The following is a 25,803-nucleotide window of genomic DNA, read 5'->3' on the forward strand; positions in this document are numbered from 1 at the left end:
AACGGTTCCCTCGCCCGCTTGCGGGAGAGGGCTAGGGTGAGGGAAAAACAAACTTACTTAAACCCCTTCTCCTTACGAATCAAATCGTAAGCCGCCTGGATTTCCTGCGCTTTCTGTTTCGCCATCTCCATCATCTCTGGCGGTAATCCTTTCGCCACCAGTTTATCAGGATGATGCTCGCTCATTAGCTTACGATAAGCGCGTTTGATGGTGGTGCTATCATCGCTGCTTTTCACGCCCAGCACGCTACAGGCATCTTCCAGCGTGGGCCCGCGTTGGGTCTGCTGATACGCACCGCCGTAGGAAGAACCGCCGCCGCCAAACTGCTGCCCGCCCTCCATCATGCGCAGGAACTGATCGAACTGCGCGCGCGAGATGCCTAGCTCTTCCGCAATGACATACAGCACCTGACGTTCGTTGGGATGCAGTGAACCATCGGCGAAAGCGGCCTGGATCTGGATTTCCAGAAACATACGAATCAGATCGAAACGGCCAAAACAGGCGCTGCGTAGCTCGCGCAGTTTATTGCGCAGCGGATAGTCGCTCTGCTTGCCTTCGCGAAACGCACGCTGTGCAGCGCTGCGCGCATCACCATGCAGCTGCATACGATCCATAAATAAGGAAGCAATCTGGATATCCGCTTCGGTAACGCGCCCTTTTGACTTGGTCAAATGGCCCATCACCTGGAAGGTGGTACTGAAAAACAGTGTCTGTCGCGCCTGGTTATTGGCGAAATATCCCTGCCCTTTTACGCTGCGCACTTTGTCAAACATGTGACCAATGATCAGACCCAGTACAATGCCCCAAAAGCCCGCCCCGGAAAATATACCGAGTGCCAGACCAATTACTTTTCCCCAGTAGCGCATAAACTCCTCAATTCGCCATGCTTGCGGCTGAAAATTGCATTATCATACCTGTCATTTATCTCAGCGCCTAACGGCAACGCGGACAGAAAAGGATTAACACTGGCGCAACGCCGGGCAGTAAGTTAGTCTCTGACCGGATTGTCGGCATGATGCCAGTTTTCATGGAATTATCGAAACCGCGTATGAAAAAACGTATACCTACCTTGCTGGCTACCATGATTGGTGCAGCGCTTTATAGCCAGTCATCACTTGCCGACGATCTGATGTCGCAGTGCATGCTGGGCGTGCCGAGCTACAACCGCCCGCTGGTTAATGGCGATACCAATTCGCTGCCGGTCACCATCAATTCTGATTCAGCCAAAGGCAATTATCCGAATGACGCGGTGTTCACTGGCAACGTCGATGTGCAACAGGGCAATAGCCGCTTGCGCGCTGACGAGATGCAACTGCATCAGCGTCCGCAAGATGGGCAAACCACGCCGGTTCGCACCGTGGATGCGCTGGGTAATGTGCACTATGACGACAACCAGGTCATCCTCAAAGGTCCGAAAGCCTGGTCAAATCTGAACACCAAAGACACCAACGTGTGGAATGGTGATTATCAGATGGTTGGCCGCCAGGGCCGCGGCGATGCCGATCAGATGAAACTGCGCGGTAACAATCGGTACACCATTCTGGAAAACGGCAGCTTCACTTCCTGCTTGCCGGGTTCCAACAGCTGGAGCGTGGTCGGTTCCGAGGTGATTCAGGACCGCGAAGAAGAAGTCGCGGAAATCTGGAACGCCCGCTTTAAACTCGGCAATGTGCCAGTGTTCTACAGCCCCTATTTGCAGCTGCCGATTGGCGATCGTCGCCGTTCCGGTTTCCTGATCCCGAATGCGAAGTACGGTAGCAATGACGGCTTCGAATTCATGTTGCCGTACTACTGGAACATTGCACCGCAGGCCGATGCCACTATTACACCGCATTATATGGAAAAACGCGGTCTGCAATTGCAGAACGAATTCCGCTATCTGACGGTGTTTGGCGCAGGCTTGATGGAGCTGGACTACCTGAAGTCAGATAAGCAATACGACAACGATAAAGCGGTGCGCGGAATCGCAGAGAATGACAGCTCCGATCGCTGGTTATTCTACTGGCGTCATGCGGGCGTTTACGATCAGCACTGGCGCTTTAACGCCGACTACACCAAAGTCAGCGATCCTTATTACTTCAACGATCTTGAGTCGAAGTACTACAGCTCAACCGACGGTTACGCCACGCAGAAATTCAGCTTTGGCTATGCGGACACCAACTGGGACGCTACGCTGTCGAGCAAAGACTTCCAGGTCTTCGGTACGACCAGCAATCGAAACGTCTACCGAGCGCAGCCGCAGCTCGACCTAAACTTTTATCAGAATGATATTGGACCGTTCGATGGCCGCGTCTATGCGCAGGCGGTTAAATTCACCAACGTGAATAGCCGCATGCCTGAAGCGACACGTTTGCACATCGAGCCAACGCTGGATCTTCCGCTGTCAAATGGCTGGGCAAGTCTGGATACCGAAGCAAAATTCCTCGCTACCCATTACCAGCAGGATGAAGTTGATTACTACAACACTTCAATTAATACCGCCGGTGATAACCAGCTGAAGAACTCGGTCAATCGTACCCTGCCGCAGTTCAAAGTGGATGGTCGCTTAGTGTTTGACCGTGATATGGATTGGGAGCCAGGCTACACCCAGACGCTGGAACCACGTGTTCAGTATCTTTACGTCCCGTATCGCAATCAAAGCGATATCTATCCATACGACTCAACGCTGCTGCAAACCGACTACACCGGTCTGTTCCGCGATCGTACTTATAGCGGCCTCGATCGTATCGCTTCGGCGAACGAAGTGGCGACCGGTGTCACCACGCGTATTTATGATAACGATCTGGTTGAACGTTTTAACGTTTCTGTGGGTCAAATCTACTCGTTTACCCCGTCTCGTACCGGCGTAAACCAGACAAATAAAGAAGATGACACCGGCAGCCTGGTCTGGGCCGGCGACACCTACTGGAAAATCAGCGATCGCTGGGGCGCGCGTGGCGGACTGCAATATGACACCCGCCTTGATGACGTATCGCAGGGTAATGCGGTAGTTGAGTATCGTCAGGACGCCGACCGTATGGTGCAGCTGAGCTATCGCTACAGCAGCCCGGAATATGTGGCACAGGCCCTGAACAACTCAAACCTGGTGACTAACCCGATCTACAAAAACGGGATTTCACAGGTGGGTACCACTGCCAGCTGGCCGATTGCAGATGCCTGGTCACTGGTGGGCGGTTACTACTACGATACGCGCAACAGCCGTCCTGCTGAACAAATGGTCGGACTGCAGTACAGCTCGTGCTGCTATGCCATTCGTCTGGGTTACGAACGCAAGATCAACGGTTGGGAAAACAACGACAGTAAGTATGACAACCAAATCTCATTCAACATTGAGCTGCGTGGTCTGAGTTCCAACTATGGCTTAGGCACCAATCAAATGCTGCGTCAGGGCATCATCCCTTACCAGCGCGCTTTCTGATGTTGTGATATTTGACAGGCTATCCCGCAGTGCGGAAACAACAATGGATAAAGTATGAAGAACTGGAGAATGCTGATTCTTGGTGTGGCGATTACCGCTAACACTGCGTTCGCAGCCCCACAAGTGGTTGATAAAGTTGCCGCAGTCGTAAATAACGGCGTGGTACTCGAAAGTGACGTTGATGACATGATGCGCACCGTGAAATCACAGGCGCAGCAGGCAAACCAGCAGCTCCCTGATGACAACACATTGCGTCATCAAATCCTTGAACGCCAGGTCATGGATAACATCATTCTGCAAATGGGTGAAAAAGCAGGCGTGCAGATTAGCGATCAGCAACTGGATCAGGCTATTCAAAACATTGCCGCACAGAATCGCATGAGTCTTGATCAGCTGCGTAGTCGTCTGGCTTACGACGGTATGAACTACAACGTCTATCGCGCGCAGATCCGCAAAGAGATGATGATTGCCGAAGTGCGTAATAACGAAGTGCGTCGCCGCGTCACCATCCTGCCGCAGGAAGTGGACACGTTGGCCGCTCAGGTCGGAGCGCAGAACAGCCAAGGTACGGAACTGAACATTAGCCAGATTCTGCTGCCACTGTCAGAGAACCCAACGCAACAACAGGTTGACGATCAGGAAACGCTGGCGCGCCAATTGGTTGCTCAGCTGAAAAGCGGTGCTGACTTCGGCAAACTGGCCGTCACTTACTCAGCCGATCCACAAGCGCTGAAAGGCGGCAACATGGGTTGGGGCAAAATCGAAGAGCTGCCAACGCTGTTCTCGCAGGCGCTGAGCACGGCGAAGAAAGGCGATATCGTCGGCCCAATCCGTTCAGGTGTCGGCTTCCATATCCTGAAGGTGAACGATCTGCGTGGCGAGAGTAAAAACATCTCCGTGACTGAAGTACACGCGCGCCACATCCTGCTGAAACCGTCACCGATTCTGACTGACGCGCAGGCTCAAGCGAAGATCGAACAGATCGCAGCCGACATTCAAAGCGGTAAAACCACCTTCGCCGCAGCGGCCAAGCAGTTCTCTGACGATCCGGGTTCTGCCAATCAGGGCGGCGATCTTGGCTGGGCATCACCGGAAATTTACGATCCGGCATTCCGCGATGCACTGTTGAAACTGCAGAAAGGCCAGGTGAGCCAGCCAGTTCACTCCTCCTTCGGCTGGCATCTGATTCAGCTGCTGGATACGCGTCAGGTCGATAAGACCGATGCTGCGCAGAAAGAGCGCGCCTATCGTATGCTGTTCAACCGTAAATTCGCGGAAGAAGCGCAAACCTGGATGCAGGAACAGCGCGCCAGTGCTTACGTGAAAATTCTGGATAACAATGGTCAGTAATTATCGTGTAGCGATCACTCCCGGCGAACCCGCCGGGATTGGTCCCGACCTCACCGTTCAACTGGCGCAGCAAAACTGGCCCGTTGAATTGGTGGTCTGCGGCGACGGCGAGCTTTTGCGCCGTCGCGCTGCTTTATTGGGTTTACCGCTGACGCTGCGCGACTATCAGCCTGGCGTCGCGGCACAACCGCAGCAGGCCGGTACCCTTACGCTACTGCAAGTGGATACCGCGCAGCCCGTCACCGCTGGTGAACTGTGCGTCGCTAACAGCCACTATGTGCTGGAAACGCTGACGCGCGCCTGCGATGGTTGTCTGAAGGGTGAATTCGCTGCGCTGATTACCGGGCCAGTACATAAAGGCGTGATCAACGACGCGGGCATCCCGTTTACCGGTCACACCGAATTTTTCGCCGATCGCGCCGGTGGCGATTTAGTGGTTATGATGCTGGCAACTGAAGAGTTGCGCGTCGCCTTAGCCACGACGCATCTGCCGTTGAAAGATGTGTCTGCAGCAATTACTCGCGACACGCTGCATGAAGTGATCACGATTTTGCATCGCGATCTTCAGCTAAAGTTTGGTTTGCCAAATCCGCATATCTTCGTCTGCGGCCTCAATCCGCATGCCGGCGAGAGCGGCCATATGGGCCGTGAAGAGATTGATACCATTATTCCGGCACTCAATGAGCTGCGTCAGCAAGGCATCCAACTCACTGGACCACTGCCAGCGGATACGTTATTCCAGCCGAAATACCTGCAACATGCCGACGCAGTGCTGGCGATGTATCACGACCAGGGCTTACCGGTGCTAAAATTTCAGGGGTTTGGCCGGGCGGTAAATATCACGCTTGGCCTGCCCTTTATCCGGACTTCTGTCGACCACGGCACCGCGCTTGAATTAGCCGGACTGGGTCAAGCGGAACCGGGCAGCTTTATCACGGCGCTTAATCTCGCCATCACTATGATCAAGAGCAGTAATGAATAATCGCGTCCATCAGGGGCATTATGCCCGTAAACGTTTCGGGCAGAACTTCCTGAACGATCAGTACATTATCGACAGCATTGTCTCCGCCATTCATCCGCAAAAAGGCGAAGCCATTGTGGAAATTGGCCCCGGCCTTGGTGCGTTAACCGAACCGGTAGGCGAGCGTCTGGATGAGCTGACCGTTGTCGAGCTGGACCGCGACCTTGCCGCGCGTCTGCAAACTCACCCGTTCCTCGGCCCTAAGCTGACCATCTTCCAGCAGGATGCGATGACCTTTGATTTTTCTGCCCTGGCGCAGGAGAAAGGTCAGCCGCTGCGCGTATTTGGCAACCTGCCGTACAACATCTCCACGCCGCTGATGTTCCACCTTTTCAGCTATACTGGTTCGATTAAAGACATGCACTTCATGTTGCAGAAAGAAGTGGTGAATCGTTTAGTCGCCGGTCCAGGCAGCAAAGCTTATGGTCGTCTGAGCGTGATGGCGCAGTACTATTGTCAGGTTATCCCTGTGCTCGAAGTGCCGCCTGAATCGTTCACGCCGCCACCGAAAGTAGATTCGGCCGTGGTGCGTTTGGTGCCTTATACGCAGCCACAGCATCCGGTGAGCGATATTCGTCTGCTGAGCCGCATTACCACAGAAGCCTTTGGTAAACGCCGTAAAACGCTGCGCAACAGCCTTGCTCATATGTTTGCGGCTGGTGCGCTGGATCAATTAGATATCGATGCCTCACTGCGTGCAGAAAACGTTTCTGTGGCGCAATATTGCCAACTGGCAAACTGGTTGAGCAAGCATCAGGCTGAAAACCCGGAGAATTGAGTGCATGAGTGAACTGGCCCGCGTCTGTATCCATGTACATAGTCAGTATGTGGAGTCGCAATCCTTGCCCGACGAGGATCGCTACGTGTTTGCCTACACCATCACCATCCGCAATCTAGGGCGCAGCAGCGTACAGCTGCGCAGCCGCTATTGGCTGATCACCAACGGTAACGGTCGCGAGACTGAAGTCCAGGGCGAAGGCGTGGTCGGCGAGCAGCCGCACATCGCGGCCGGCGGCGAGTATCAATACACCAGCGGCGCGATTCTTGAAACGCCGATGGGCACTATGCAGGGTCACTATGTGATGATCGATGAAGCGGGCGAAGAGTTCCACGTCGAAATTCCCGTGTTCCGACTTGCGGTGCAAACCCACATTCATTAATCCTCCTCCGCCCGGCCCGTCCGGGCGGCGCGTTTTAACCGGACTGACAATGAGTACATACCTGATTGGCGATATCCATGGCTGTTATGACGAGCTTCGTGCGCTGCTGGCGCAGGTCGATTTCGATCCGCAGCAGGACACATTGTGGCTCACCGGCGATCTGGTGGCGCGCGGGCCCGGCTCGCTCAATGTGTTGCGCTATGTGAAATCGCTGGGCGATTGCGTGCGCCTGGTGCTGGGCAATCACGATCTACACCTGCTGGCGGTGTTTGCCGGTATCAGCCGTAATAAGCCGAAAGATCGCCTGACGCCGCTGCTGGAAGCCGATGATGCCGATGAACTGATCAACTGGTTACGTCGTCAGCCGCTGCTGCAGGTAGATGAAGAGAAGAAGCTATTAATGGCGCATGCCGGGATTACACCGCAGTGGGATCTGGAAACGGCGCAGTTATGCGCGCGCGAAGTAGAAGCGGTGCTTTCCAGCGACAGCTATCCGCTGTTTCTCGACGCCATGTACGGCGACATGCCAAACAACTGGACGCCGGAGCTTAGCGGGCTGGCGCGCCTGCGGTTTAGCACCAATGCGCTAACGCGCATGCGCTTCTGCTTTCCAAATGGTCAGCTGGATATGATTTGCAAGGAATCCCCGGAATCTGCACCACCGCCGCTGAAGCCGTGGTTTATGGTGCCGAGCAAGATCGACAGCGACTACACGCAGATTTTCGGTCATTGGGCATCACTGGAAGGAAAAGGTACACCGGAACACGTAATTGGTCTGGATACCGGTTGCTGCTGGGGCGGAACACTGACGCTGTTGCATTGGGAAACCAAACAATATTACGTGCAAGCCTCGAATCGTGAACAGGCGATGGCGGAAAGCGCCGCCAGCGCACATCCACCGTTAAGCGATACGCCGTAATTAAAAAACCCCGCTTTAGCGGGGTTTTTTATTGGTCACCTGAAGGCCAACCCTACTTACGGCGATCCAGAATCTCAAAGCAGTAGCTGTGCGAGTTCTGCTCGTCGGCATCGTGGAATTCGCTAAAGGTTGATTGCCACTCATCCGGCTCATAATCCGGGAATTGCGTATCCCCTTCCACTTCCGCGTCGATATGCGTCAGATACAGACGATCTGCGCGCGCCAGCATCTGCTCGTAAACGCGTCCACCGCCAATCACCATCATCTCTTCTACATCGCCCGCAGCTTTCACCGCCTCTTCCAGCGAGGTCACCCAGGTTACGCCATCATGGTTGCCAGGCTGGCTGCTGACCACAATATTAAGACGTCCAGGCAGCGGACGGCCAATGGATTCAAAGGTCAGGCGGCCCATAATCACTGGCTTATTCAGGGTATTACGTTTGAACCACGCCAAATCTGCTGGCAGATTCCATGGCATGGCGTTTTCCATACCAATAATGCGATCCGTTGCCAGTGCCGCGATCAGACTAATCATGTTAAAAGACCTACTGGAAAAAATTGGCGCCATCATACGTAAAGGCGAAACTTTCGTCGATAGGCCGACCCCGCTATTTGCGTAAAGCTCCGATGCCACCGCACTTTTGTTATTGGACAGAGTTTTACACCGACTTTCCCAGCAATAGCGGGGAGAGGCGCCAGAAATTGCTGGCGAGGCGGCACAACTCAGCACGAATCCGTGGACACTCGGTATGGCAGTGTAAAGAAAAACGCACTCTGTGCGCCAAAAGAAAACGGCTCCCGCAGGAGCCGTCAAGACGATTTAGAAATCGTAGCGCAGACGCACCAGGTTGACGTTACCCAGTGATTTGTCGGTGCTTGAGGTGATGACATATTCGTAATCAATACGGAAGCCGTAGTCGAGTTGTGCGCTCACGCCAACCCCATTATCGATACGTTTGTAATCACGTCCGTTGACGAACTCCAGACGGTCACCCATGAAGTAAGGCTGAATTGATTTCACCGCATACTGACCGATTGGGAATTTGTAACCGGCAAAATATTCAATACCCCACGCGTCATCCGCGAAGTAGTTGTTTACCGTATTACGTTTGGTTGGAGAGAAGTTTTCATACCAACCCGCTCCTGCTGACAGCGTCCAGTTATCAGGCGTCCAGCTCAATGCGGTACCGTAGATATTCTGGTCGTAGCGCTTGCTGTCACCATTGCCTGGATTACGGATATCTGCGCGGGTGTAGTTCCACGCGGTTCCCCATGCCAGATCTTTGGTGATGTGATAGTTCACACCCAGCGATCCGCCGCCTTTACGCTTGTAGCGTAGGCCGTTACCCGGCAGGAACTCGTTATCTTCAAACAGATAAGATGCATACACATCTGCATCGCCGAAGGTGTTTTTGTACTTCAACATTTTGCGCGAGCGATATGAACCATCGTAATCGCCATTGATACCGTTGCCTGGGCCCTGAGCCAACATGTCATAGTCCCAGATATCGGTCTTCGCGCCCACTACATCGTAGTAAACGCTGTTCTGCTGACCAAAGTAGAGCTCACCCAACGTGGCACTTTTGAAGCCCGTGTAAAGCTGGCGACGGGTGGTATTGTTGGCGCCATCAGCATGATGATTGTCCCAACCCCACCAAGCCGGGAAGTTAACACCCAGCTCGTAGTAACCGACCCAGCTTACGTCATCAAACAGGTAGTAATTCGCAGTGAAGCGGAAACGTGAACCGCCATCATAGCCATTACGTTTATAGGATTGGTCGTTTACACCATTCTGGTGCTGGAACTGCGGACGAATACTGCCGCCCACTTTGAAGTCGAGACGGCTGAGCGGATCGCCCGCCTGGGGATCCTGCTTGAGTAAAGTAATTTCCGCCTGGCTGGCGAGTGGCGCCGCTGCGAGTAACGCAGCAATAGCGCTGAGAGTGAAAGCACGCATTTGCATTTTTTATATCCCAGTTAAGGTGAGCGCTCTATTGGTGAGCGAGCGAAATAGTACGGTGCGCTTACTGGGTTCTTATTTATAATTTTGTGCGGATATTCCGAGGTGTAACTTTTTCCGCATCAACTGATAAAAGTTATGTCAAATCTAAAGAATTTTAACGTATAAGCATTTCCATATTGCAGCAAAATGACAAAATAAAAACGGCTCCCGAAGGAGCCGCTTATTTTAGCTAACGAACTGATTAGCCTTTAATTTGCGCATGCATTTCCTGCACGGAAATCACCTGCTCGGTGGGATCCGCATTCAGCGCCATCGCGGTAGCAAAACCGCCATTTAGCGTAGTGTCGTAATGCACTTTATATTGCAGTGCGCTGCGACGAATCAGCTTAGAGTCTTCAATCGCCTGACGTCCTGCAGTGGTGTTCACGATGTAAGCATATTCGCCGTTCTTCAGACGATCCTGAATGTGCGGACGACCTTCATGCACCTTGTTCACCAGACGTGGATTAATGCCAGCTTCGCCCAGTACCACTGCGGTGCCGTGCGTCGCATCCAGCTCGAAACCAAACTTCTGCAGCTTCGCCGCCAGGTCGACGATACGTTTCTTATCGCCTTCACGTACTGACAACAGTGCACGGCCGGTTTTCTTCATATTGCTCTGCGCGCCCAGCATCGCTTTCGCAAAGGCTTCTGCGAAGGTTCGACCAACGCCCATCACTTCACCGGTAGAGCGCATTTCAGGGCCGAGAATCGGGTCAACGCCTGGGAACTTGTTGAACGGCAGCACCACTTCTTTTACCGAGTAATACGGAGGAATCACTTCTTTGGTGACGCCCTGCTCCGCCAGCGTTTTGCCGGCCATTACGCGCGCCGCTACTTTCGCCAGCGCCACGCCGGTGGCTTTCGACACAAACGGTACGGTACGTGCGGCACGCGGGTTAACCTCAATCAGGTAAACCTCGTTGTCCTTCACCGCAAACTGCACGTTCATCAAGCCGCGTACGTTCAGCTCAAAGGCCAGTTTCTCTACCTGCTGACGCATCACGTTCTGAATTTCAGTGCTCAGTGTGTAGGCTGGCAGTGAACATGCGGAGTCACCGGAGTGCACGCCTGCCTGCTCGATGTGCTCCATAATGCCGCCAATCAGCACACGCTCGCCGTCGCAAATCGCATCAACATCCACTTCAACCGCGTCGTCGAGGAAACGATCCAGCAACACCGGCGCATCGTTAGAGACCGAAACCGCGGTCTGGAAGTAGCGCTTCAGGTCGATTTCATCGTAAACGATTTCCATCGCGCGGCCGCCCAGCACATAAGAAGGACGTACCACCAGCGGATAGCCGATACCGGCCGCTTTTTCTACCGCCTGCTCCAGCGTGGCAACGGTGGCGTTCGCCGGTTGCTTCAGATTCAGGCGATCAACCGCCTGCTGGAAACGTTCACGGTCTTCTGCACGGTCAATGGCATCCGGGCTGGTACCAATCACCGGCACGCCGGCCGCTTCCAGCGCGCGCGCCAGTTTCAGCGGAGTCTGACCGCCATACTGCACGATGACGCCTTTTGGTTGCTCAATGCGCACGATTTCCAGCACATCTTCCAACGTGACCGGCTCGAAGTAGAGGCGATCTGAGGTGTCGTAATCGGTCGATACGGTTTCCGGGTTACAGTTAACCATGATGGTTTCGTAACCGTCTTCACGCAGTGCCAGCGCCGCATGCACGCAGCAGTAATCAAACTCGATACCCTGGCCGATACGGTTTGGACCACCGCCCAGAATCATAATTTTTTCACGATCCTGATTTGGATTGGCTTCGCACTCCTCCTCGTAGGTTGAGTACATATACGCGGTATCGGTGGCAAATTCAGCGGCGCAGGTATCGACGCGTTTGTAGACCGGGTGCAGATTAAACTGCTGACGCAGCTTGCGAATTTCGCCTTCTGAAACGCCGGCCAGCGTGGCCAGACGCACATCGGCAAAGCCTTTACGCTTCAGGGCCCGCAGGAATTCAGCATTCAGCGAGTTCACGCCTTCGCGCTCAACCTGCTCTTCCAGACGCACCAGCTCTTCAATCTGTACCAGGAACCAGCGGTCGATGTTGGTGAGATTGAACACGCCATCCACCGACATGCCGGCACGGAAGGCATCGGCGATGTACCAGATACGGTCAGAACCGGCATCTTTCAGTTCACGGCGAATGCGCGTCAGTGCTTCGGCATCGTCCAGGCTGACCTTCGGGTCAAAACCGTTGGCGCCCACTTCCAGGCCGCGCAGCGCTTTCTGCATCGATTCCTGGAAAGTACGGCCAATCGCCATCACTTCACCCACTGATTTCATCTGCGTAGTCAGGCGATCGTTGGCGCCAGCAAACTTCTCGAAGTTGAAACGAGGAATTTTGGTCACGACGTAGTCGATAGAGGGTTCAAACGACGCAGGCGTTAAGCCGCCGGTGATGTCGTTCATCAGCTCATCGAGGGTGAAGCCCACCGCCAGCTTCGCTGCCACTTTTGCAATCGGGAAGCCGGTAGCTTTCGATGCCAGCGCCGACGAACGGGACACGCGCGGGTTCATTTCGATAACGATCATACGGCCATCTTTCGGGTTCACCGAGAACTGGACGTTAGAACCGCCGGTTTCTACACCGATCTCACGCAGTACCGCCAGCGAGGCGTTACGCATGATTTGATACTCTTTGTCGGTCAGGGTTTGCGCTGGCGCCACGGTGATCGAGTCACCGGTGTGGATGCCCATCGCATCGAAGTTTTCGATTGAGCAGACGATGATGCAGTTATCGTTTTTATCACGCACCACTTCCATCTCGTACTCTTTCCAGCCAATCAGCGACTCGTCAATCAGCAGCTCATTGGTTGGTGACAGATCCAGACCGCGCTCGCAAATCTCTTCGAACTCTTCGCGGTTATAGGCGATACCGCCGCCGGTGCCGCCCATGGTAAAGGAAGGACGGATGATGCACGGGAAGCCAACGTCTTCGGCCACCGCCAGCGCTTCTTCCATGTTGTGCGCAATACCGGAACGCGCTGTGCCCAAACCAATGCTTTTCATCGCTACGTCGAAACGGCGGCGATCTTCGGCTTTGTCAATCGCATCGGCGGTGGCACCAATCATGGTGACGCCGAATTCAGCCAGCACGCCTTGACGCTCCAGCTCCAGCGCACAGTTCAGCGCAGTCTGGCCGCCCATGGTCGGCAGCACCGCATCCGGGCGCTCTTTTTCGATAATTTTGCGTACCACTTCCCAGTGAATCGGCTCGATGTAGGTGGCATCGGCCATTTCCGGGTCGGTCATGATTGTGGCCGGGTTCGAGTTCACCAGAATGACGCGGTAACCCTCTTCGCGCAGCGCTTTACACGCTTGCGCACCGGAGTAGTCAAATTCACATGCCTGGCCGATTACGATCGGGCCAGCGCCAAGGATCAGGATGGATTTTATGTCTGTACGTTTTGGCATCGTGGGCTCCTGATTACTTCGCGTTAGAACGGTAAGCTTCAATCAGTTCGATAAAGTGATCGAACAGCGGCGCCGCGTCGTGCGGGCCTGGGCTCGCTTCCGGATGTCCCTGGAAGCTGAAGGCCGGTTTGTCGGTGCGATGAATGCCCTGCACGGTTTTGTCGAACAGCGACACATGCGTCACGCGCAGATTCGCTGGCAACTGGCTGTCATCAACCGCAAAACCGTGGTTCTGGGCGGTAATCATCACGGTATTGTTATCGAGATCTTTCACCGGGTGGTTGCCGCCGTGGTGGCCGAGCTTCATCTTGATGGTTTTAGCACCGCTCGCCAGCGCTAATAACTGATGGCCGAGGCAGATGCCGAACACTGGAATGTCCGTGTTCAGGAACGTCTGAATCGCGTTAATGGCATAGTCGCACGGCTCAGGATCGCCAGGGCCATTCGACAGGAAAATACCGTCTGGATTAAGTGCCAGCACCTCGTCTGCCGGGGTTTGTGCCGGTACCACCGTCAGGCGGCAACCGCGATCCACCAGCATGCGCAGGATATTACGCTTAGCGCCGTAATCATAGGCCACCACATGGAACGGCAGCGCTTCCGCGCTTTTCTGCTCCGGCAGGTCGCCTTCCAGCGTCCAACTGCCCTGCTGCCATGCGTAGGTCTCTGCGGTGGTGACTTCTTTCGCCAGATCCATCCCTTTCAAGCCCGGGAACGCCTGCGCTTTCTGTAGCGCCAGTGCGGCATCCGGATTATCGCCCGCAATAATGCAGCCACTCTGAGCACCTTTCTCACGCAGCAAACGGGTCAGTTTGCGCGTGTCGATATCGGCGATACCGACGATGTTATTGCGCTGCAGGTAAGCTGACAGACTCTCTTCACTGCGGAAGTTGCTGGTAATCAGCGGCAGATCGCGAATAACGAGGCCTTGAGCATGGATTTGGCTGGATTCTTCATCGGCGGCGTTAACGCCAACATTGCCGATATGGGGATAAGTGAGGGTAACGATTTGGCGAGAATAGGAAGGATCAGTGAGGATTTCTTGATAACCGGTCATTGAAGTGTTGAAAACAACTTCTCCCACTGCCGACCCCGTTGCCCCGATGGCCCGACCGTGGAATTGGGTTCCGTCTTCCAGAACCAAGAGCGCTGACTTAATCAAAACATCCTCCAGGGAATAAACAGTCACAATATTTGCATATTAATTCAAAAGCAGTGCCAGAATCAATGCAAAACCCGCCTGAGTACTCGAATTTTGGCAAATTGCGCGCATTCTAATGATCGACCCGCAGCTTGTCTACACCATGTGGCTATTTTTTTGTATATTTCGGGCAACTGAATGTTAAAAACGGGGAAAGGCGACAAAAGAGCGTGATAACTCGGAAAAATAATCGGTTGCCTGACGGCAATAATAACAAAGTGGTGCTAGCACGCATAAATTTTTGACCAAATGGTCAAAAATGGACTTAAGCAGGCTGATAAACACTCAAAAACCGCGATAAATAAAGACTTCATAATCAATATACAACAAGATGGTTATTTATAGATAAAATAAAGGGCAATGAAAACATTGCCCTCGTCAATCAAGGTCTTACCGATTGAAATAACCACATCACGATGGTTCACAACACTCACAACATCGATAAATCCAGCACGTCACGCATGTCATAAAGGCCAGATTTGTTGTTCTTAAGCCAGCTTGCAGCCTTAACCGCGCCATTTGCGAAGGTCATGCGGCTGGAAGCCTTGTGGGTAATCTCTACGCGCTCGCCGATATCCGCAAACATCGCAGTATGTTCGCCCACGATATCGCCGGCGCGCACCGTAGCGAAACCGATGGTTTGTGCTTTACGCTCACCGGTATGGCCTTCACGGGCATACACCGCATGCTCGTCCAGCTTCCAGTTCATGGCATCGGCAATGGCTTCGCCCATTGCCAGCGCGGTACCTGATGGTGCATCAACTTTATGACGGTGATGCGCTTCTACAATTTCAATATCCGCGTAGTCACCCATCACTTTCGCTGCCTGCTGCAGCAGGTTTAGCACCAGATTGACGCCAACGCTGAAGTTGGCGGCAAACACGATACCAATCTCTTGCGCAGCCGCGCGAATCGCTGCTTTACCCGCCTCATCAAAACCGGTGGTACCGATCACCATCGCCTTTTTGTGCTGGCGGCAAAACGCCAGATACTCCAGCGTGCCTTCTGGGCGGGTGAAGTCGATTAAGACATCGAAATCATTGCTCACCTGATGCAGATCGTCGGTGACGATCACGCCGGTTTTGCCGATGCCCGCCAACTCCCCCGCATCAACACCCAACAGCGAGGAACCGCTGCGCGCCAATGCGGCACCGAGCACCACACCTTCCGCCTGCTGAACGGCCTGAATCAAATTGCGTCCCATGCGACCCGGCGCACCAACGATAGCAATGCGGATTTCACTCATAATTATTCATTCCTGATACAAATCTATGCATATAAAGCGTAAACAGGTTAACGGTCAGATAACCGTCACGCCACAATAATAAAGGGATAATAAGAATTTTATGCCAGCCGCGAAACATTATCAGTAAAAGCAATCCCGCATGCTGGAAGTGGGATTTTAGGTGGCGACAGACAAAGAAAAGGCCGAACAATGTCGGCCTGATTTTTACTGTGGCGCGAAGCGCTTACTGCACGTTGCGTACGTCGACGCGCAGCTCTTTCGGTACTTCAAACACGATGTTCTCTTCGCGACCAATCAGCTCAATGGCTGCTTCTCCGCCGAGCTCACGCAAACGCTGGATTACCTGCTGCACCAGAATATCCGGCGCTGATGCTCCCGCGGTGACGCCGATGATCTGCTTATCTTTGACCCACTCTTCCTGGATGTCATCCGCTGAATCAATCAGCTTCGCCAGCTTGCCAGCACGCTGCGCCAGTTCCGCCAGGCGATTAGAGTTAGAGGAGTTTTTCGACCCCACCACCAGCACCACTTCAGCATCACGCGCCAACACGCGTACCGCTTCCTGACGGTTAGTGGTGGCATAGCAGATGTCATCTTTACGTGGACCGATAATTGCCGGGAAGCGCTGACGCAAAGCATCAATCACGTCCGAGGTATCATCGACGGAGAGCGTAGTCTGCGTCATAAAGCACAGATTGCGCTCATCTTTCACGTTCAGCTTAAACACATCTTCCGGTGATTCCACCAGATACATGCCACCGTTCGGATTACTGTATTGGCCCATGGTGCCTTCCACTTCGGGATGGCCCGCGTGACCAATGAGGATCGCTTCGACACCTTTGCGGCTGGCGCGCGCGACTTCCATATGCACTTTGGTCACCAGCGGACAGGTGGCATCGAACAACATGGTGAGATTACGTGCTTTGGCTTCGGCGCGAACCGCTTGTGAGACACCGTGCGCCGAGAAGATCAAAATCGCGTTGTCTGGCACTTCGGCGATCTCTTCAATGAAGATGGCGCCGCGCTCGCGCAGGCTGCTTACCACGTAGCGGTTATGCACCACTTCGTGACGCACATAGATGGGCGCGCCATACATCTCCAGCGCGCGCTCAACGATGCTGATGGCGCGATCGACGCCTGCGCAGAAACCGCGCGGGTTAGCTAACAGGATTTGCATCGTTGCCCTCCAGCACCGGATCAATCTCCAGCACTTCAATGTCGAACTGAATGCGTTGACCCGCTAGCGGATGGTTGAAATCCACGGTGATCGAGTCGCCGGAAACTTCACGAATCACACCCGGCATTTCGCTGCCGCCTCGACCGCTAAACAGCATAATGGCACCCACTTCCGGCTCGCCCGCATCGTTAAAGTCACGGCGCGAGAAGTACTGAACCAGATCCGGACTGGTGCCACCAAACGCATCTTCCGGTTCCAGCGTAAACGCGTGCTTATCGCCCACTTTACGCCCGATCAGCTGCTGTTCCAGCGCGCCCGACAGGCTACCATCGCCCAGACGGAACAGCGCAGGTTTGCCGTTGGCGCGCGTGGATTCAGCTGTCGAACCATCTTCCAGCTTCAGCGTGAAATGCACCAGCAACGCGCTATCGCGCTGAACTAAGTCTGTCATCTTTTATTCCTTAGCCGGTTTGCCGTTCGGGCTGAGAAAACCTTCCAGCACCACCAGCGCCGCGCCGATGCAGATGGCACAGTCAGCAATGTTAAAGGTCGCGAAGTGCCAGTCTCCGACATAGAAGTCGATAAAATCGACCACAAAGCCGTGATATGAACGGTCAAACAGGTTACCTAACGCCCCGCCAATAATCAGCGCGTAGGCAATATTGGTTAATTTGTTCGTGGCCGCATTGCGATACATCATCACCAGCAGCGCCACCACGATAGCAACGGCGATACCGGCAAAGAACCAGCGCTGCCAGCCGCCTTTGTCGGCCAGGAAACTGAACGCCGCGCCATAATTGTGCGCGTAGAACAGGTTCAGGAACGGCATCAGCGGCTGCGTTTCATGCAGCATCATGTTGTTGATGATCCACATCTTGCTGCCAAAATCGATGGCGATCACCACCAGCACCAGCCACAGCCAGCGCAAACCAGTCGAAGAGAGCGCTTTACTCATCAGGCAAATTTCCGCTGTTCGCCATTGCCGGCGACGTTGGTGTAGCAACGACCACACACTGCAGCATGCTCCGGATTCTGGCCAACGTCAGTAGTGTAATGCCAGCAGCGCGGACATTTCTCGCCTTCTGCTTTGTGCAGCGCAATTTTCAGACCTTTTAACAGCTCGCTCTGCTGCGCTTCATCGCTGGCCGTGGCGTAATCCGCTACGGTCGCACCTGAGGTTAGCAGCACAAAACGCAGCTCATCGCCCAGCGCCTGCAGCTTGGCTGCCAGCTCGGCATCTGCGTAAAGCGTGACCGTGGCTTCCAGCGCACCACCGATGCGTTTATCACTACGCGCTTGCTCAATGACCTTGTTCACTTCGCCGCGAACTTTCAGCAGGTCATCCCAATAAGCGTCGTTCAGCGCTTCGTTCTCCGCCAGACCAAACAGACCCTGGTACCACTCTTCGGTGAACACGTATTTCGCACGCTCGCCCGGCAGATAGCCCCAGATTTCGTCAGCAGTGAAGGACATGATTGGCGCCATCCAGCGCACCAGCGCTTCAACGATGTGCCACAGTGCGGTTTGGCAGCTGCGACGCGCCAGGCTGTCACCTTTCGCGGTGTACTGACGATCTTTGATCACATCAAGATAGAACGAGCCCATTTCGATGGAGCAGAAGTGCATCAGGCGCTGCACCACTTCATGGAAATCATAGTTCTCGTAGGACTGCACGATATCCTGCTGCGCTGCCAGCGCGCGGCCGACCGCCCAGCGATCCACCACCACCATCTCTTCCGGCTTAACGCAATCGGTCGCCGGGTTGAAGCCAGCAAGGTTAGCCAGCAGGAAACGCGCGGTGTTACGGATACGACGATAGCTGTCTGCGGCACGTTTGAGGATTTCGTCGGATACCGCCATCTCACCGGAGTAATCGGTTGAGGCGACCCACAGACGCAGAATGTCCGCGCCCAGCTTATCCATCACGTCCTGCGGTGCCACGGTGTTGCCGATAGATTTCGACATTTTGCGACCCTGACCATCGACGGTGAAGCCGTGCGTCAGTACCTGACGATAAGGCGCTTTGCCTTTCATCGCGGTAGAGATCATCAGAGAAGACATGAACCAGCCGCGATGCTGATCCGAACCTTCCAGATACATATCTGGCGTGTGACCACCAAACTCTGCACGCGCATCAACGACCGCGTAGCTGGTTGATCCGGAGTCGAACCAGACGTCTAAGGTGTCTGGCACTTTAACGTAGTGGTCAGCGTCGTCGCCCATCAGGTCACGCGGGTCGAGATCCCACCACGCCTGGATGCCGTCCTGCTCAACCCGTTTGGCGACTTTTTCCATCAGCTCCAGCGTATCTGGATGCAACTGCTCGCTCTCTTTATGCACGAACAGCGCCATCGGCACGCCCCACGTACGCTGACGTGAGATACACCAGTCTGGACGGTTAGCGACCATCGCTTCGATACGCGCCTGGCCCCAATCAGGGATCCACTGCACGCCTTTGATCTCTTTCAGCGACTGCGCACGCAGACCTTTCTGATCCATGCTGATGAACCATTGCGGCGTGGCACGGAAGATGATCGGCGTTTTGTGACGCCAGCAGTGCGGATAGCTATGCAGCAGTTTTTCAACGTGCAGCAGCGCACCTTTCTCTTTCAACAGCTCAACGATCATGTCGTTAGCTTTAAAGACGTTCACACCATCCAGCGTTGGATAAGTGCCTGGCAGATAGGCGCCGTCCGGACCAACCGGATTGGCGGTCTCCAGACCATATTTCTGACCGATGACATAGTCATCCGGGCCGTGGCCTGGCGCGGTGTGTACCGCACCGGTACCAGCTTCCAGCGTAACGTGCTCACCCAGAACCACTTTAGATTGGATCTGCTCAAGGAACGGATGCTGGAACAGCTGCAGCTCCAGCGCAGCGCCGTTGCATTCGCCCAGCACTGTCCAGTCGCTAATGCCAGCGCGCTTCATCACGCTCTCAACCATCTCTTTAGCGAGGATCAGGCTGCGGCCTTCAATCTGCAGCAGCTGGTATTCAAATTCCGGATGCAGCGAGATCCCGCGGTTGGCCGGCATGGTCCACGGCGTGGTGGTCCAGATAACCAGAGAAACCGGGCCTTCTGAAGCGGTGACGCCAAACTTAGCGCGTACTGCGTCAGCATCAACGGCATTGAACATCACGTCGATGGAGGGTGAGGTTTTGTCGTAGTACTCGACTTCCGCTTCGGCCAGCGCTGAGCGGCAATCCATACACCAGTGCACCGGCTTAGCGCCTTTGTGCAGATGGCCGTTGCCGATGATTTTACCCAGTGCGCGGATGATGTTGGCTTCTGTCTGGAAATTCATCGTCAGGTAAGGACGATCCCAGTCGCCTAATACGCCGAGACGGATGAAGTCATTTTTCTGACCTTCAACCTGTTCAGCCGCATATTGACGGCAAGCTGCACGAAATTCAGCCGCGCTCACCTTCTCGCCCGGCTTGCCAATCATCTGCTCAACTTTGTGTTCAATCGGCAAGCCGTGGCAGTCCCAGCCTGGAACGTACGGCGAGTCATAGCCCGCCATGCCTTTCGACTTAACGATAATGTCTTTCAGAATCTTGTTAACTGAGTGACCGATATGAATGCTGCCGTTCGCATAGGGAGGGCCATCATGCAAAATAAAGGTTTTTTTCCCTTTTTTGGCTTCGCGGATGATGCCGTACAGGTTGTCATCATACCAACGTTGCAGCATTCCCGGTTCGCGCTTGGCCAGATCGCCACGCATCGGGAACCCCGTTTCCGGCAAATTCAGGGTAGATTTATAGTCACTCATCAGATTCTCGATTCCGTATTTCGGTCATTAAACCGGTGTTTTTAGCCCAAAGAATTGGCGGGCCGTCACCACATCTTTCGCAATTTGTTCTTTCAACGCGTCCAGCGAAGCGAAACGCTGTTCATCGCGAATCTTCTGTTTCAATACCACGTCAATGTGGCGTCCATAGAGATTCATATTTGTGTCGAGCAGGTGAACTTCAAGCTGCTGACGTAAACCTTTTACCGTAGGACGCGTACCAATGTTGGCCACGCCCGGCAGCGGCTGCTCACCAAGGCCCAAAACTTCAACCGCAAACACGCCTTTAACCGGCGTAACGGTACGACGTAAAGGGAGGTTAGCAGTAGGAAAACCGATGGTGCGCCCCAGTGCATCACCGTGCACGACGCGACCTGAGATGCTGAACGGATGGCCCAGCAGCGCTTCGGCTTGCGCGAAATCATCCTGCGCCAGCGCCTGACGTACCGCCGTGCTGCTGATGCGCTTGCCGCTGTCACAGTAAGTCTGGGTGCTGATGACCTCGAAGCCATACTCCGCACCGGCTTTCTGTAATAGCAGGAAATCCCCCTGGCGACCAGCGCCAAAGCGGAAATCATCGCCCACGGCAAGGAACTTCACGTTCAACTTGTCCACCAGCAATTCAGCAATAAAACTCTGCGCCGAATGCGCGGCGAAGCGGCGATCAAAACGCACGCACAACACCGCATCAACACCGGCTTGCTCAAGGTATTTCAGCTTTTCACGCAAACGTGTAAGGCGCGCCGGGGCTTTATCGCCGGCAAACAGTTCAAGCGGTTGTGGCTCGAACAGCATCACCACCACCGGCAGATTGCGTTGACGTCCTTCGGCAATCAGCTCCGCCATCAAAGCCTGGTGGCCGCGATGTACGCCGTCAAAATTGCCTATGGTCAGGACGCAGCCGCGATGCTGCTCTTTCAGATTGTAAATACCGCGGATAAACTTCATGGCTGACTCAAACCGGTGGAAATCGGCGGATTATACCCTTGAATGGCGTTTAGGTTAACCCGTATACGTGCCTTTCCTGCTTCTGGAGCGGCTTATTCCACGCGTGGCCAGTTGCTTAGCGAGGATCTGAAGATTTTTGCTGCGAAATACTGTATTCAACGCCGCGTTGCTGGTAGAATCCTGCGCCATCAATTACGTAATCGAGTGTTGTTTTTAAAACGACGCTTATTTGCACAAATCCATTGACATAAGAAGGCGCAAAAGGCATAGTCCTCGGCCTTTGATTTGTCCATATAGATCACATTTGGGAGTTGGACCTTGGCTAATATCAAATCAGCTAAGAAACGCGCCGTAACATCTGAGAAACGTCGCAAGCATAACGCAAGCAACCGTTCAATGATGCGTACTTTCATCAAGAAAGTATACGCGGCTATCGCAACAGGCGACAAAGCTGCTGCGCAGAACGCATTCAACGAAATGCAACCACTCGTGGACCGTCAGGCTGCTAAAGGTCTGATCCACAAAAACAAAGCTGCACGTCATAAAGCAAACCTGACTGCACAGATCAACAAACTGGCTTAATCGCCCGTCTGTTCATCGCTTTGTAAAAAGAACCGGCGCTTAGCCGGTTTTTTTATGCCTGTTATTCGCGGGTAAATAGCGCGCTGAAATCGCGATTGCAAATACGCTGCACGGCCGGATGCTGAATCATCCTTTCAGCAAAAATGACGTGATACTCCTCCATCACCGCATCCAAACGACCAATCTCCCTGATAGCATCATCACGATAAATGCCGTCGCCATAAAGCGTGGGAGCCACGAATATCGCGTTGTTAAGCGCGCCAAATGCCTTCATTAAGGCCGCATCATCAAACTCACCCAGAATCTCGACCTGCAAGCCCTGGCTGTGAATCCAGTTCAGCAATTTGCGCCCCAGCATCGAACGACGACCAGGGATCAGTAAGCGGCGCTCTTCGAGGCAGGCGGGAAAAGGCTGCGCCGGTACAGGTGTGTTGCACCAGAAACTGATTGGACACTCGCCCAGCTTCACCGAAAACAGCCCTTCCTGCTGGGTAGAATCAATAGGACAATCGGAGAGGATCATATCCAGCTTATGTTGGCTAAGCTGCTCCAGCAGCATTTCGTGTGTCGATTCAAAGCAGCGCAAATGAATTCTCTCTTCTGCCACCACCGCCGCCTCAAGCACTTTACTCACTAACTGCTTCGATAGCGCATCCGCCACGCCGACATCAAACAGCAGATGTGACTCTTTGCGATAGTTAACGATATCGAGCATTTCCTGGCTCAGCATGAACATACGATCGGCATAACGAAATACCAGCTGCCCCAATTCACTGGGCACTAATCCGCGCCCCTGACGACGAAACAACACCCCGCCGAGCTGCTCTTCCAGTACTTTAATTTGGCCGGTGACAGTTTGTGGCGCCAGGCACAGCACATCCGCTGCACGCACCACCGAACCGGTTTTACACACCTGCCAGAAATAGTAGAGATGATTAAAGTTGAGCTGATTCATTGGCAAAAAAGGAGGCTTTCGCCTCCTTCCTCTATTAACGCAGTTTAATCCGCAGCAGCGTGTAACCAATTACCGCCGAGAGCAGTGAGCCGCTTAGAATGCCCAGTTTGGAGAAGGTCACCAGTTGCTCGTGGGCAGCATCAAAGGCCAGTGAACTGATAAAGATCGACATGGTAAAGCCGATACCGCACAACACACCAATCGCCATGATATCGCGTATCGTGGTGCCCGCTGGCAGTACCGCCAGCCGCCACTTCACCGCCAACCAGCAGAACAGCGTAATCCCCAGAGGTTTACCTATCAGCAAGCCCAGAATGATACCCAGCGGCTCTGGCGACAGCGCATCCATAAAGGTGATACCGCTCAGCGAAATCCCCGCATTTGCAAAAGCGAACAGCGGCAGAATCAGCCAGTTTACCCACGGCATCAAACCATGCGCCAAATGTTCGGCCGGTGAATGCCCGTTCTTCTCTTCCAGCGGTATAAAGAAGCCCACAACGACGCCCGCCAGGGTAGCGTGTACGCCAGATTTCAGCACCGCAGTCCACAGCACGATGCCGACCAGCATATAGATTGCGATGTTGCGTACGCCACAGCGATTAAGAATCGCGAGTAGCACAATGGCACCCGCCGCTACGCTCAAGGACATCACAGACAGATCGCTGGTGTAGAACAGCGCGATAATCACGATGGCGCCGAGGTCATCAATAATTGCCAGCGCCATCAGGAAAACTTTCAGCGCGGTCGGTACGCGGCTGCCTAACAATGCCAATACGCCTAAAGCGAAGGCGATATCGGTAGCAGTTGGGATCGCCCAGCCATTACGTGCGATAGGATCGCCATGATTCAAGGCAAAAAATATCAGCCCCGGCACAACCATACCGCCGAGCGCAGCAATCACCGGGAAAATGGCGCGATCGCGGCTAGCGAGTTCGCCGGTAATCAGTTCACGTTTCACTTCCAGACCGATGACCAGGAAGAACAACGCCATCATCGCATCGTTGATCCACAGCAGCAGGTCTTTACTGATATCTAATGCGCCGAAGCGAATCTGTACCGGTTGCGCGAGAAACGCTTGATAGCCTTGAGCGGTCTCCGCGCTGTTAGCCAAAATCATTGCCGCGACGGCAGCCAGAATCAGCACTAAGCCATTACTGGCATCGCTGGCAATAAAGCTTTTCAATAAGCTTCGAATAGAACGGGGTTTGTTCACAACTCCTCCTGAGTAGAGACATTTGGCTGAGAAGTGTAACGATTCAAACACCTCGTTAAAAGCAGCTTATGTCTCGTTTAATGCTCGATAATACCGAGCCTTTGCGATGACGTTTTTGGCGTACATCAAGTGATGGGCAAAATTGAGCATATATCAGGAGTGACGCGTGAGTGGCGAAACATAAAAAAAGCGGAGAGTTTCCTCTCCGCTTTTTAACCCTGCCCGGCAAACTTAACGGGTTAGGTCATCAAAGAATTTTTTTACGCCGTCAAAGAAGCTCTTAGAGCGCGGGCTATTTTTCTCACCGCCAGCACCGCCAAAGCTCTCCTCCAGTTCACGCAGCAGCGCTTTTTGCTTGTCGTTAAGGCTAACAGGCGTTTCCACCACCACACGACACAGCAAATCACCCACCGCGCCACCACGCACCGATTTCACGCCTTTGCCGCGCATGCGGAACAGTTTGCCGGTTTGCGTTTCAGAAGGCACTTTCAGGTTTACGCGACCATCCAGGGTTGGCACTTCTATCTCGCCACCCAATGCAGCCATGGCGAAGTTAATCGGCACTTCGCAGTACAGGTTGTTATCTTCACGCTCAAAGATCGGGTGTTTTTTCACCGACACCTGAACGTAGAGATCGCCTGCCGGTGCGCCGTGTTCGCCTGCTTCGCCTTCGCCGCTCAGACGAATGCGATCGCCGGTATCCACGCCCGCAGGGATTTTCACCGACAGGGTTTTACTGCGCTCAACACGACCGTGACCATGACACGCATTGCACGGATCTTTGATCACCGAACCGCGACCGTGACAGGTTGGACACGCTTGCTGCACTGTGAAGAAGCCCTGACGCATCTGCACCTGGCCCGCGCCGTGACAAGTTTGACAAGTCTGCGGTTTGGTGCCCGCTTTCGCGCCGCTGCCGTGGCAAACATCACACTCTTCCAGCGTAGGAATGCGGATCTCTTTGGTCACGCCGCGTACCGCTTCTTCCAGCGTTAGCTCCATGTTGTAGCGTAAATCGGCGCCACGTGAGGCACGCTGACGGCGGCCACCACCAAAGATATCGCCAAATACGTCGCCAAAGATATCGCTGAAATCAGCACCGCCGCCGCCGAAGCCACCGCCGCCACCCATACCACCTTGTTCAAAGGCCGCATGACCGTATTGGTCGTAGGCTGCACGCTTCTGCGCATCGGTCAGAATTTCGTAGGCTTCTTTGATTTCTTTAAATTTCGCTTCGGCTTCTTTATTGTCCGGATTACGGTCCGGATGGTATTTCATCGCCAGGCGCTTATAAGCCTTTTTGATTTCACGCTCATCAGCGGATTTAGAGACGCCTAAGATCTCGTATAAATCACTCTTAGCCATATTTGTTCTGCCCTTAACATGATCGCA

General features: G+C 53.9%; 21 protein-coding genes. 7 read left to right on the forward strand and 14 right to left on the reverse strand.

The annotated features are described in order from the left end of the window. Positions 1–53: 53 nt before the first annotated feature. The gene (gene djlA / locus WFL93_RS14510; protein ID WP_007884983.1) at positions 54–866 is read right to left on the reverse strand and encodes a co-chaperone DjlA; all 813 of its coding nucleotides are present in this window, start codon (positions 864–866) and stop codon (positions 54–56) included. A 182-nt stretch (positions 867–1,048) separates the two neighbouring features. Here djlA and lptD point away from each other — a divergent pair, with 182 nt between their 5' ends. From lptD to apaH, 6 genes are read left to right on the forward strand one after another with little or no spacing between them, the layout of a single operon-like run. Beyond that, complete coding sequence (gene lptD / locus WFL93_RS14515) at positions 1,049–3,418, forward strand: LPS assembly protein LptD (RefSeq protein WP_193372766.1); 2,370 nt, start codon at positions 1,049–1,051, stop codon at positions 3,416–3,418. Positions 3,419–3,472: 54 nt separating this feature from the next. After that, positions 3,473–4,768, forward strand: a complete 1,296-nt coding sequence (gene surA / locus WFL93_RS14520; protein WP_007884980.1) for a peptidylprolyl isomerase SurA — start codon at positions 3,473–3,475, stop codon at positions 4,766–4,768. Continuing rightward, entirely contained in the window at positions 4,758–5,750 is a 993-nt protein-coding gene (gene pdxA, locus WFL93_RS14525) for a 4-hydroxythreonine-4-phosphate dehydrogenase PdxA (protein ID WP_007884978.1), read from the forward strand. Before surA ends, pdxA begins: the two co-directional genes overlap by 11 nt. Further along, the gene (gene rsmA, locus WFL93_RS14530) at positions 5,743–6,567 is read left to right on the forward strand and encodes a 16S rRNA (adenine(1518)-N(6)/adenine(1519)-N(6))-dimethyltransferase RsmA (RefSeq protein ID WP_007884976.1); all 825 of its coding nucleotides are present in this window, start codon (positions 5,743–5,745) and stop codon (positions 6,565–6,567) included. Before pdxA ends, rsmA begins: the two co-directional genes overlap by 8 nt. Before the next feature lie 4 nt (positions 6,568–6,571). Further along, entirely contained in the window at positions 6,572–6,949 is a 378-nt protein-coding gene (apaG, locus tag WFL93_RS14535) for a Co2+/Mg2+ efflux protein ApaG (RefSeq protein ID WP_049851435.1), read from the forward strand. A 49-nt stretch (positions 6,950–6,998) separates the two neighbouring features. Further along, complete coding sequence (gene apaH / locus WFL93_RS14540; RefSeq protein ID WP_007884973.1) at positions 6,999–7,868, forward strand: bis(5'-nucleosyl)-tetraphosphatase (symmetrical) ApaH; 870 nt, start codon at positions 6,999–7,001, stop codon at positions 7,866–7,868. Positions 7,869–7,920: 52 nt separating this feature from the next. Here the strand turns inward: apaH and folA are convergent, their stop codons facing one another. From folA to ribF, 10 genes are all read right to left on the reverse strand, one after another. After that, on the reverse strand, positions 7,921–8,403 hold the full coding sequence (folA, locus tag WFL93_RS14545) for a type 3 dihydrofolate reductase (protein ID WP_049851433.1): 483 nt from the start codon (positions 8,401–8,403) through the stop codon (positions 7,921–7,923). A gap of 285 nt (positions 8,404–8,688) precedes the next feature. Then, the gene (locus WFL93_RS14550) at positions 8,689–9,831 is read right to left on the reverse strand and encodes a porin (RefSeq protein ID WP_007884966.1); all 1,143 of its coding nucleotides are present in this window, start codon (positions 9,829–9,831) and stop codon (positions 8,689–8,691) included. 241 nt (positions 9,832–10,072) lie between these two features. Then, the gene (gene carB / locus WFL93_RS14555; RefSeq protein ID WP_007884964.1) at positions 10,073–13,297 is read right to left on the reverse strand and encodes a carbamoyl-phosphate synthase large subunit; all 3,225 of its coding nucleotides are present in this window, start codon (positions 13,295–13,297) and stop codon (positions 10,073–10,075) included. Positions 13,298–13,310: 13 nt separating this feature from the next. Next, positions 13,311–14,459, reverse strand: coding sequence for a glutamine-hydrolyzing carbamoyl-phosphate synthase small subunit (carA, locus tag WFL93_RS14560; protein ID WP_336778437.1), 1,149 nt, complete (start codon positions 14,457–14,459; stop codon positions 13,311–13,313). A 469-nt stretch (positions 14,460–14,928) separates the two neighbouring features. After that, positions 14,929–15,744, reverse strand: a complete 816-nt coding sequence (dapB, locus tag WFL93_RS14565; RefSeq protein WP_336778438.1) for a 4-hydroxy-tetrahydrodipicolinate reductase — start codon at positions 15,742–15,744, stop codon at positions 14,929–14,931. A 223-nt stretch (positions 15,745–15,967) separates the two neighbouring features. Next, positions 15,968–16,921: a 4-hydroxy-3-methylbut-2-enyl diphosphate reductase gene (gene ispH, locus WFL93_RS14570; protein WP_007884958.1), complete on the reverse strand. Its 954-nt coding sequence runs from the start codon at positions 16,919–16,921 to the stop codon at positions 15,968–15,970. Further along, positions 16,902–17,372 (reverse strand): FKBP-type peptidyl-prolyl cis-trans isomerase, encoded by a 471-nt coding sequence (fkpB, locus tag WFL93_RS14575; RefSeq protein ID WP_007884956.1) that lies wholly within the window; start codon positions 17,370–17,372, stop codon positions 16,902–16,904. Before fkpB ends, ispH begins: the two co-directional genes overlap by 20 nt. Positions 17,373–17,375: 3 nt before the next feature. Next, entirely contained in the window at positions 17,376–17,876 is a 501-nt protein-coding gene (gene lspA / locus WFL93_RS14580; RefSeq protein ID WP_007884955.1) for a signal peptidase II, read from the reverse strand. After that, complete coding sequence (ileS, locus tag WFL93_RS14585) at positions 17,876–20,695, reverse strand: isoleucine--tRNA ligase (protein WP_336778439.1); 2,820 nt, start codon at positions 20,693–20,695, stop codon at positions 17,876–17,878. The genes lspA and ileS overlap by 1 nt, the downstream gene beginning before the upstream one ends. 27 nt (positions 20,696–20,722) lie before the next feature. Then, positions 20,723–21,661: a bifunctional riboflavin kinase/FAD synthetase gene (gene ribF, locus WFL93_RS14590; RefSeq protein ID WP_007884953.1), complete on the reverse strand. Its 939-nt coding sequence runs from the start codon at positions 21,659–21,661 to the stop codon at positions 20,723–20,725. Positions 21,662–21,979: 318 nt separating this feature from the next. Here ribF and rpsT point away from each other — a divergent pair, with 318 nt between their 5' ends. Beyond that, the gene (rpsT, locus tag WFL93_RS14595) at positions 21,980–22,243 is read left to right on the forward strand and encodes a 30S ribosomal protein S20 (protein ID WP_036619798.1); all 264 of its coding nucleotides are present in this window, start codon (positions 21,980–21,982) and stop codon (positions 22,241–22,243) included. Positions 22,244–22,304: 61 nt separating this feature from the next. Here the strand turns inward: rpsT and nhaR are convergent, their stop codons facing one another. The 3 genes from nhaR to dnaJ all read right to left on the reverse strand — a co-directional run bounded on the left by nhaR (position 22,305) and on the right by dnaJ (position 25,776). After that, positions 22,305–23,198, reverse strand: coding sequence for a transcriptional activator NhaR (gene nhaR, locus WFL93_RS14600; protein ID WP_336778440.1), 894 nt, complete (start codon positions 23,196–23,198; stop codon positions 22,305–22,307). 34 nt (positions 23,199–23,232) lie between these two features. Next, positions 23,233–24,411: a Na+/H+ antiporter NhaA gene (gene nhaA / locus WFL93_RS14605; RefSeq protein WP_049851428.1), complete on the reverse strand. Its 1,179-nt coding sequence runs from the start codon at positions 24,409–24,411 to the stop codon at positions 23,233–23,235. Between the two features lie 231 nt (positions 24,412–24,642). Beyond that, positions 24,643–25,776 carry a molecular chaperone DnaJ gene (dnaJ, locus tag WFL93_RS14610; RefSeq protein ID WP_336778441.1) on the reverse strand — a complete coding sequence of 378 codons (1,134 nt, stop codon included), beginning with the start codon at positions 25,774–25,776 and terminating at the stop codon, positions 24,643–24,645. Between the last annotated feature and the right edge of the window lie 27 nt (positions 25,777–25,803).

This window comes from Pantoea sp. USHLN256, from assembly GCF_037149875.1.
Lineage (GTDB): Bacteria > Pseudomonadota > Gammaproteobacteria > Enterobacterales > Enterobacteriaceae > Pantoea > Pantoea nemavictus.